At 69.2% G+C, this 8370-nt stretch carries 5 protein-coding genes and 1 pseudogene; 3 read left to right on the top strand and 3 right to left on the bottom strand.

The annotated features are described in order from the left end of the window. Positions 1-67 precede the first annotated feature (67 nt). Positions 68-1199, top strand: a pseudogene (locus OO54_RS42100) (IS110 family RNA-guided transposase). Between the two features lie 23 nt (positions 1200-1222). Here OO54_RS42100 and OO54_RS40295 read toward each other — a convergent pair. The 3 genes from OO54_RS40295 to OO54_RS40310 form a co-directional block, all read right to left on the bottom strand. Beyond that, positions 1223-2068 carry a hypothetical protein gene (locus tag OO54_RS40295; RefSeq protein ID WP_033212569.1) on the bottom strand — a complete coding sequence of 282 codons (846 nt, stop codon included), beginning with the start codon at positions 2066-2068 and terminating at the stop codon, positions 1223-1225. Positions 2069-2930: 862 nt separating this feature from the next. After that, the gene (locus OO54_RS46970; RefSeq protein WP_200146635.1) at positions 2931-3446 is read right to left on the bottom strand and encodes a cupin domain-containing protein; all 516 of its coding nucleotides are present in this window, start codon (positions 3444-3446) and stop codon (positions 2931-2933) included. Further along, positions 3421-4521: a tryptophan dimethylallyltransferase family protein gene (locus OO54_RS40310; protein ID WP_078905618.1), complete on the bottom strand. Its 1101-nt coding sequence runs from the start codon at positions 4519-4521 to the stop codon at positions 3421-3423. Before OO54_RS40310 ends, OO54_RS46970 begins: the two co-directional genes overlap by 26 nt. Positions 4522-4977: 456 nt before the next feature. Here OO54_RS40310 and OO54_RS40315 point away from each other — a divergent pair, with 456 nt between their 5' ends. After that, positions 4978-6327 carry a PucR family transcriptional regulator gene (locus tag OO54_RS40315; protein ID WP_051787889.1) on the top strand — a complete coding sequence of 450 codons (1350 nt, stop codon included), beginning with the start codon at positions 4978-4980 and terminating at the stop codon, positions 6325-6327. Positions 6328-6690: 363 nt separating this feature from the next. Beyond that, positions 6691-8259: a prenyltransferase/squalene oxidase repeat-containing protein gene (locus OO54_RS40320; protein WP_033212573.1), complete on the top strand. Its 1569-nt coding sequence runs from the start codon at positions 6691-6693 to the stop codon at positions 8257-8259. Positions 8260-8370: the final 111 nt, after the last annotated feature.

Genomic DNA, 8370 nt, shown 5'->3' on the forward strand with positions numbered 1-8370 from the left:
TGAGTAGGGAATCGACAGCGAGGTCGTCCGTGGCAGGCATCAGCACCCCACCGCACGGAGGCGCCACATGGCCACGATATGGGCCGGCATCGACGCAGGCAAGACCCACCACCACTGCGTCGCCATCGAGGAGAGCGGCCGCCGGCTGCTGTCCCGACGCGTCGCCAACGACGAACCCGAACTCCTCGAACTCCTCACCGACATCCTGACCCTGGGCGACGAGGTGACCTGGGGCATCGACCTGGCCGACGGCGGAGCCGCCCTGGCCATCACGCTCCTCCTCCACCACGACCAGTCACTGCGCTACATCTCCGGCCGGGCCATCCACCGCGCTTCCGAGAGCTACCGCGGCGAAGGAAAAACCGACGCCAAGGACGCCGCCGTCATCGCCGACCAGATCCGCATCCGCCGCGACCTGCACCCCTTACGCGCCGGCGACGACATCGTCACCGACCTCAAGATCCTCACCGGCCGCCGCATGGATCTCGTCGCCGACCGCACCCGCACCGTCAACCGGCTCCGTGCCCAGCTGACCGGCATCTTCCCTGGCCTGGAACGGACCTTGGACCTCACGAACAAGGGCCCACTGACCCTGCTGACGGGCTACCAGACCCCTGCGACCATCCGCCGGCTCGGCACGAAACGCATCGAGACCTGGCTACGAAACCGCAAGGTTCTCCGCGCCGATCAACTCGCCGAGACCGCGGTCGAAGCGGCCGAACGCCAGCACACCTGCCTGCCCGGCGAGAAGCTGACCGCGCAGATGGTGCACACCCTGGCGAAGGAAGTGATGGCCCTCAACCAGCAGGTCGCCGAGCTCGACAAGCTCATCGGGGCCCGATTTCGCGACCACCACCACTTCGACGTTGATCACCAGCATGCCCGGCCTTGGCATCACCCTCGGGGCTGAGTTCCTGGCCGCCACCGGCGGTGACATGACCGTTTTCGGAACACCGGACCGCCTCGCCGGCTTCGGCGGCGTCGCACCCGTCCCGCGCGACTCCGGCAAGATCAGCGGAAACCTACGGCGGCCGCAGCGCTACAACCGACGGCTCCAGCGCGTCCTCTACACTTCCGAGCTCTTCAGCATCCGACGGTCTGAGGAATCCCGCCGGTTCTACGAACGCAAACGCGCCGAAGGCAAACGCCACACCCAAGCCGTCCTCGCCCTCGCCCGCCGCCGCGTCAACGTCCTCTAGGCCCTCCTCCGCGATGGACGATGCTACGAACTCACACCACCGACAGCCCTCGCCGCTTGACAGACCACATTAGGAATCACTGAGTCCTCCCGGAACGAGCGAACCGTCGGCTCCGGCTCCAGGACGTCCGCGGGCTCCAGGACGTCCACAGGCCCGTTCAGCCACGTGCCGTCGGCCCGCTGCGTGGCCAGCAGATACTCCTGGCACCGTCGAAACGCATCGCTGTCCCGCGCCGACGTGACCAGGGCCAGCAGCGCGAGCGCCGTGACCACCACGTTCCACGCGTACGATCCGTCCCGTTCCTGAACGGACATCAGATGCTCGACGAGCATCCAGGACGGCTGATCCTCGCGTAAGCGCACGTCCAGCAGCACGGCCACGGCCAGGCTCTCCGGGGAGCCGCTGTCCGGCCGCGGTTCGTCACCGCGGCCCCCGTACGCCTCCTGGAAGGCGTGTCGCAGCTCCTGGAGGTTCAGTCCCCCATGGACCGGCCGATCTCCATACATGGCCAGCACGTGGACCAGATTGACCAGTTGGGCTTCTTCCGGCGCCTGCGCCGGCACGGCCCCGAGATCAATGGGTTCACCGTCATCGACGGCGAGTGACCACAGGGCGTGCTCCACCATGTGCGTCAGTGAGCTCGTGGTGGGATCGGCCGGATGGTTGAACAACCAGCGACGGGCACGCGCGACAGCCCCTTTGGCGGCCCTGTCGCCGGAGAGAGCGAGCACGAAGCCCACCATGGCGGTTTCCACGAAGCCCGGCGCGGGACGGATGCTCCGCGAGCCGTCGTCTCGCGGAGTCAGCAGGCAGTGCATCGGCGTCGTAACCCCTGGCGAATCGAGCCGCCGCACTCCGTCCGCGGTCACATGCGCTCCGTTCTCGGTAGTGACACGTCGACACCACTGCGTCCCTGCACGCTGGTCGGCGGGTGCTGGTTCACGCGCCGTCAACGGGCAAGGGCCGGTCGTCGCAGCCGTCGGGGCCGGCGGCCCGGGCGAGGGCTGAACCGGCCCTCGGCCGGTCACGTGCGGGACTGACACAGGACACATGAACACCAGCGGAGGCTGAGCGGATGCGTGGAAGCCAGGGGACGGCGACAGCTGTCGCCACGGGGCTGTTCTTTCTGATGACCGCGCTCGTCCCCGCACAGGGTGAGGCCATCTCCGGTCGGGCAACGGCTGCAAGGGGCGCGGCCGCCCCTGCGTCGACCGTCTTCACGGACGGCGGCCTCCCGTCGGTGGCGCGCCCCGCGGCAGGCCATGCGCCCGTCGACGTACGGGCGGCTGCCGGAGCGTCCGGAGAGGCCACGCCGGGCATCCTCCCCGACAGCGCCCTCGCACACTTCTCCCTGTGGCTGACCCTCGTGCTGGCTGCCCTGGCTCTCTCGGTCCGGCTCGCCGCCTTCTTCGTCCTGCTCCGCCGGCGTCGACGCGGTCCGCACCGGTCCCGACCGGGCACTCATCGCCGCAGCACCCTCCGAGCCGCTTCGACGGCTGCGCACGATCCGCGGATCGTCAACGGCCAACCCGACGGAACGGCGAGCGACTGAACCCGGCGGCGGACCGCTGCGTGCCCCTCAGTGGCTGGACCGGATGGGCAGCGTCCGTGGGAGGAAGAGGCCCACCCGTCCTGTCGGGCCCCCGCATGGCCCCGGCCCCTGCCGCACGTCGACAGCACGTTGCGGCAGGGGCACCACCGTCGACGTGCACGGCTATGCAAGCTCCTCGGTCATGGCGCCGTCGGCTTCGTGTCAGCTGACGCGGTGTCGGAGAGGGCTGTCAGCTCCTCCAGCAGAACGACACTCTCCTGCTCGTGCGGGTCCGTTCGAGCGATCACCGCCACAAGCGGCTCCGTCGAGCTCGCGTTGATGGCTTGGTGCGGTACACCTGCCGGGATATAGACGAAAGACCCGGCGCCGGCCACCAGGCGCCGGCCGAGCCCCTCGCCATAGCGTCCTTCCGCCTCGCCTGAGATGATGAAGATCGCTGTCTCGTGGTCCCGGTGAAGGTGCGGATGGTCCCGCGCACCGGGCGGGATGATCACTTGGTGCATGCACAGGCCACGGGAGCCCGCGGACTCTCGCGAAATGCCCACGAAGAAGGAGTGCCCCTGCTTGCCGGCGTACTCCTGGCCAGGTGTGACCAGAACCAAGCCTTCCGCCGAGCCCTCGGGTCCCGCTTCCTCGTTCCGGCTCTCGTCCACATTTCCTCCCAGGTTCTCACTGATAACGGACAGGCGGGTCACTGCTCACCAGCTCCGGTGAGAGATACACCTTGATGCGCGGCCCGGCCTTCCCGAGCTGCAGAGAGGCATAGTTGTGCAAACCCCGGGCAGCTGACAGAGGCCGCCTGGCGAGGGCGTGAACCGCTTCCTCGTAGCGGGCCGGCGAAACTCCGTGGCGGACGAGCAGTGCTGTCATCCGCGCTCCCATGACAGCGTCGTCGGGTGCGGCGATCCAGAGCGGGACGTACGGCGTCACCGAGGATCTGATGCCTCGACCGCTCCCGTTCAGGGCCAGGCAGGTCACCGGAGGCTGGACACCCGACCCGGTGTTCCCGGCGAGCGTGGTGCAGAAGTCCCGCACCGCCGCGGCGGTGCGCCGCGACCCTTCACCACAGATGTCCGCCATGTGCTGTGCGCTGGAATCGTAGTGCCGAAAGTAGACCTTCGTCCGCGCGGTCGCGGAAGAGGTGAGATCGAGGCTGAACAGTGCGGGCCGATCACGTTCGAACCCGCGGCGCGCGTGGCCGAGGACGGTCTCCCAAGCCTCTTCAAGACCCAGCTTCACCAGTGCCTCGGCCACCGTCTCAGGAGCACGCCGAACACCCCTCACCTCGGGATAGAACCAGACCTTGAACTGTGGCGGGCGCCCGGCGACCGCCTCCAATCCGTACATGGCGACGTGATCCGCCGCTCCCTCCGAAGGGAGGAATATGTCGGCGACCTGATCCCACCTCTGCGTGTGGGCACCGTAATGTGACGCCAGTCGGCTCATCACACGCCGCGCCGCCTCCGCCCTGGCGGCATAGTCACCATGAGGCGCCAGGGGCTCCACTGCCAGTTGCAGCACCGGGGTGTCTCCCGTGAGCGTGATCGCGTATTCGACGGGTGAGCCGTCCGGAGACACATCAGAGAACGGCAGATCACTCACGGGCACCGTTCCCCAGGGCTCGACCAACACGTCGAATGCCGTACGCACCTGCTCTGCCCACCCGTTCGGTCCGAGCTTCCGGGCGATGCCCTCAAGAGCGCTGCCACAGAGAGCGGAAAGCGTGCCGGGCACAGCACGTGGTCGGTCCGCGGTCACCTGTCTGTTCATGCGCGGCTCTTCGGCTCATGGAGGCAGCTGGGAACTGAACGCAGCGCACCGCCGGCGGCGCCCCCGGTCGACCACACGCATGACCCGCTCCTCATGCCCGTTGATCACCTCGGTGACATGCCGGATCAGTGACCACGGCGAAAGCGGGGACCTGACTCAACACCTGAACGCCACCCTCACCCTTCGGAACACGTCGGTCGGAGCAACGGTACAAAGGCCCACAGGGGACGGCACTGGTTCCGCCGACCGAGATTCCGCGGCCGTTTCGTACCCGGGGCCCAGCCCCTATGACGCCCTCCAGGCGGAGTTCGGCCATCAGCCGCTCGACGGTGCGGCGGGCCACTTCGACGACCCCACGGCCCAGCGCCTGCCTGAACCGTGCGGTGCCCCGTTACGTGGCCAGATCCAAATGCCGAGCCCCACACGCGGACGATCACGAGCCTGGAGCACGCGCCCATGACCCTCATCGAGCGTCGCATCGCCCCCATCGGCACCCAGCTATCGCCTGCTCAGGGACAGCGCCTGACCTCCTCAGGTGCCCGCTCGACGCATGCGAACCAGTCCGCACAGGAGTTCCTCGCCGCTGTCGTCTCCGTGCTCAGTCCTCGGACCGCACAGCTGACCGCCGCGCTCCTCCGGAGGATCCGCGTCGAAATCCCCGAGCTGTGCGAGGACGGCAGCCTTGGCGCGCTCCTCAAGGCCGGAACCGAGCACCTCGTGGTCGCCGCACTCCATGCGGTGCAGTTCGACCTGGAGCTGAACCGGGTCGAGGCTCCGCCGGCGGCACTTCAGTACGCGCGCCGACTCGCCCAGCGCGGGATCGGGACGGTCCCTCTGCTGCGCTCGCACCAACTCGGCCTCTCCGTCGTCCTGCAGCGGGTCCTGAGCGAGATCAATCGGGCATCGACCGATCCCGAACTGACCGGTCCGGCGTCCGTCCGGGTGACCGCGAGCTTGTTCGCCAGCACCGACAGGATGTCCGGGCAGGCCGTCGCCGCGTACGAAGAGGAGCGGGAACGGTGGCTCCGAAACCGGGTGCTCCTTCGCTCGGAGCAGGTACTGCCGGTCCTGTCACGAGGGGACGTGGACGTCCGAGCGATGGAGCAGGCGCTGAACTATCGGCTCGGGCAGAGACATGTCGGCGTCGTCGCCTGGTGCGACGAGACGACATCCGACGGACCGCGCCGGCTGGAGAGGCTCGTCATGGAGCTCTCCGAGCGAGTCCGTGGCGCCGGTCCGCCCCTGCTCGCACTCCACGACGAATCGACGATGTGGGCGTGGCTGCCCTCGCCGGACGAATCGGACAGCGACGATCCGGTGGGGTGGGCGGGCGCCGACGTTGGAGGCGATATGTGGGTCGCCATGGGCACGCCCGCCCGAGGAGCGGAAGGGTTCCGGTTGACTCACCGTCAGGCGCTGAGCGCCTACACCGTCGCCTCGACCGCGAGTGCAGAGGAACGCTGCCGCATCACGGCCTTCAGCCGGATCGCGCCCATCGCCATGATGGCCTCCGACATGGAGGGTCTGCGCGCCTGGGTCTCCACGACACTCGGCGGGCTGGCCATCGACAACGCCTCGTGCCGCCGGCTGCGCACGACGCTCCTGGTGTTCCTCTCGAGCGGCGGCAGCTTCACCTCGACCGCGGCACAGCTGCGCCTGCACAAGAATTCGGTGGTGTACCGCGTCCGCCAGGCGACGGAGGCCCGTGGCCGCCCGCTGGCCGACGGCAGACTTGATGCCGAGTTGGCGCTGCTCGCCTGCCACTTCCTCGGATCTGCCGTGCTCCGTCCCGTCGTCACCACTTGACCGAGGTCCACGCGAAGATGACGCCGAGCCCGGGCAGTGGCAGCAGGCACGCGAGGAGCACGGCTGCCCGGTGCCGCCACAGTAACCGGGCCCATCTGCGAAGGAACCGTCCTGGCCTGAGTTCTCCGGGCCGCCCGCTGTTCGCCACTGCCACTCACTCCCTTGTGGTGCGCGTCCATTACTGACGCTCTCCCACAAGGGCACGTACGGCTGAGGGGCGCAGCTCGATCGATTCGCGCCACGTGCGGGACCGCCCGCGGCCGGCCGGGGCCCGCGGCGGCGCTGCCCCGACACAGCCCTGAACGACCCGGTGCCCCGCCCCGTGCAGCCGGGTAATGCTGTCAAGACCGAGGACGGAAGTCGATGACGACGACACCCCGACTGCGCGCGCTCGACGGCGCGTTGACCGCCACCGCCATGCAGTGCATGCTGACCCAGCACCCCAATGGCTCGTGGGTCTCATCGCCTTCCTCGCGGATACCGGAGACCGCGCTCGCCTGCTTCGCGCTCTCCCGCGCCGGCGACAACGACTCACTCGCCGCGGTCGCCCGTGCCCGGTCCTGGCTCTTCCATAACCCCCCGGTCCGCAACGGCCTCACGCATCCGGTGAACGAGCTGGTGGAACAGGCGTTGTGGTCCCTGGCCGTGGATGACGCCCAGCCGGTCGAGCTTCGCCATCCGGCGCTGGTCGGAGCCGTACTGAAGGATCCGGAGGAGCTGAGATGGTTCCGGGTCGTACAGGCGCTCGCGCTCCACCGGGACCGCCCGATCCGCGGTGGGCTGAGCGTCGACGCGCTCCGGCGTGCCCTGCGCAACGACGCTGTGGACGAGGAACCGACCGGAGGTGTCTCCGCCGGAAGTGACCGGCACACGGAGTCGCTTGCGCTGTACGTCCTCCTGGAATTCCCATCGGAGCAACACGAGTCGGCGCTCGCCGCAGCACAGCGGCTGATCTCGGCACAGTCCGCGAACGATGGCTTCGGCAGGAATCCGCTCAGTGCGTCACTGGCCTTTCTGGCACTGGATTTCACGGCCCGGGGCGGCAGGGCCTGGCAGCGCTGCCTTACCCAGCTGCTGCGGAGCCAGCGGTCTGACGGAACCTGGCGTCACCCTGCCTCCGACGTGCGCGACACGGCGTCGACCGTACGCGCGTTCCGCGAGGACCCGGCCTTCACCACACACGCGCTGCCCACCGCGGTGGCGTTTCTGTGTGCCGCGCAGAACGACGACGGTGGATGGCCCGCGCTCCGCGGCACGGATTCGGACTGCGGCACGACTGCGCAGGTGCTGAGCGCGCTCGCCGGGCTCGGTGTGCCGGACCTCGTGATACGGCGTGCGCTGGGCTACCTGGAGCGGCGCCGGACTTCGCAGGGCCTGTGGAACTGCGACGTCGCCGGGGACTCCGACGAGCCGTACGAGGAGACGGTGGCCCAGGTCGTCTCGGCCCTGCGGCACTACCGGAGGCCGGATACCCCGCCCATCGAGCGGGCCCGCGCTTGGCTGCTGGACGAGCGGCTCCGGCTGGGGCACCCCGAGCCCGGCCGCTACCGGGGGGACGCCTACGCGGTGTTCCGCACGGCGGAGGCACTCGGATGGTCGGAGCCGGCGGTGGCCTCGATCGTCCGCCGCCTCGCCGGGCTGCAGAACCGCGACGGTGGATGGGCCTACGAGGAGGGGGGCCCGAGCGCCCCGGGACCCACGGGCCTTGCCCTTGCCGCGCTGGGAGCGACCGGGATTCTGGACGAGGAGTCGTGGGCGACCGGTACGGACTATCTGGTCTCCGGCCAACGCGACGACGGCACTTGGGCGGACGAGGCCCAGACCGCGAGCCCTCATCCGCTGCCACTCGTCTGCCCGGCGCTGACCCGGGCCTTCACGGCCATGGGGCTGCGGGCGGCCCGGCAGTTCTGTGGGGAGCGTGTGGCCGCCTAGCCGTAGCGCGGGGATCGGGAGGTTTGTTCGCCGGTGGGTGACATCGAGGTTCCGGAGTGGGCTGAGGGTCCGCTGGGTGCGTTGGGTGGTCAGGCGTGGCCGCAGTTGAGT

The sequence above is a fragment of the Streptomyces wedmorensis genome (genome assembly GCF_000716445.1).
Lineage (GTDB): Bacteria > Actinomycetota > Actinomycetes > Streptomycetales > Streptomycetaceae > Streptomyces > Streptomyces wedmorensis.

Coding starts and splice junctions, on each gene's coding strand:
- OO54_RS40320 (WP_033212573.1), top strand. CDS start 6,691: ATGACGACGACACCCCGACTGCGCGCGCTCGACGGCGCGTTGACCGCC.
- OO54_RS40315 (WP_051787889.1), top strand. CDS start 4,978: ATGACCCTCATCGAGCGTCGCATCGCCCCCATCGGCACCCAGCTATCG.
- OO54_RS40310 (WP_078905618.1), bottom strand. CDS start 4,521: ATGAACAGACAGGTGACCGCGGACCGACCACGTGCTGTGCCCGGCACG.